General features: G+C 69.1%; 1 protein-coding gene. It reads left to right on the plus strand.

Going from position 1 to position 1,209, the window contains the following annotated elements; translation table 11 throughout:
- The first annotated feature begins 164 nt into the window (after positions 1–164).
- Complete coding sequence (locus tag QSK34_RS37600; RefSeq protein WP_285591619.1) at positions 165–1,118, plus strand: RNA ligase family protein; 954 nt, start codon at positions 165–167, stop codon at positions 1,116–1,118.
- The last annotated feature ends 91 nt before the right edge of the window (positions 1,119–1,209 follow it).

The raw sequence follows: 1,209 nt of genomic DNA on the forward strand, positions 1-1,209 counted from the left end.
ATTTCGTTGTCCGTGTTCCGGACGACGCTCACGCTAGGACCGGGGCAAGGGGCCGTTCTGCGCACAAAACCACACAAGCCATCGAGCGTGCATTAGTACACAAACCCACACCTCAAGCGCGAAAAGCGGTTGATCGGCTTCCCCTTCGTGAGGAGGCTGCCGCCATGTGGTATCCCAAGATCGCCCAGCGCTTCGGCGACGGCCCGCTCCCCGGCGGCATCTGGGTGGCGGAAGAGAAGGTGCACGGAGCACACTTCGCCCTTGTCAGCGACGGGACCACCACCCGCCCCGCCGGGCGGCGCGGAGTGCTGGAAGAGGAGCGCTTCGAAGCCTTCTTCGGCGTGACCCGGCTCTGGCCCGTCCTCGCCACCGCCGCGGCAGCGGCCGCCCGCACGGTGGGCACCGAGCTGGTCTTGTACGGGGAACTCGCCGGCGGCGGCTACCCGCACCCAGAGGTGGCGCCGATCTCGGAGCTGAGCCCCGTCCAGACCGGTGTCTGGTACGGCCCAGACCTCCTCTGGCTCGCCTTCGACGGCGCCGTGCGAAGCGGCTCCGGCATGCGCTGGCTCGGCCGGGATGAGCTGGCCTCGCTGATCGAGTCGGTCGGCCTGTTGTGCGTGCCCGTGCTGGGCAGGGGCCGGCGGCAGGACCTGCTGGAGCTGCCGGCTGACTTCCCGTCTCTGGTCCCGCAGATGCTCGGCCTTCCGGAGGTCGCCGACAACCGCGCCGAGGGATACGTGGTGAAGCCGGCGGGACCGTGGGACACCGCCGTACGCGGGCCAAGGCCGGCGCTGAAGGTGAAGCAGCCCGGCTTCGCCGAAGACGCCCGCTATGACGGATCTCGCTCGTTCATCCCGCCCTCCGACGGGTTGCCGGGCTGGTTGCTGACCGCCGCCGTGGAACGCCTGACCCCACCGAGGGTCGACGCGGCATGGAGCAAGCTTGGTCCGGCGGCGAGCGCGGCAGATCTCACCTCCGAGCTCGTCAACGACCTGCTGGCCGATCTCAGTGACGATCTGGGGGGCCTGGAGGAGTCCGAGCGGAAGCCGCTGGAAGCCGCGCTGACCCCCGCCGCCCACCTGCTGGTCAGCGCCCGGAAGGCGACGTATGTGCAGTAGTACGCACTAGACGCCTTGTGTGGTTTTGTGCGCAGAACGGCCCCTTGCCCCGGTCCTAGCGTGAGCGTCGTCCGAAACACGGACGACCAAC

Origin of the sequence: Herbidospora sp. NBRC 101105 (assembly GCF_030269205.1) — a bacterium.
Classification (GTDB): domain Bacteria; phylum Actinomycetota; class Actinomycetes; order Streptosporangiales; family Streptosporangiaceae; genus Herbidospora; species Herbidospora solisilvae.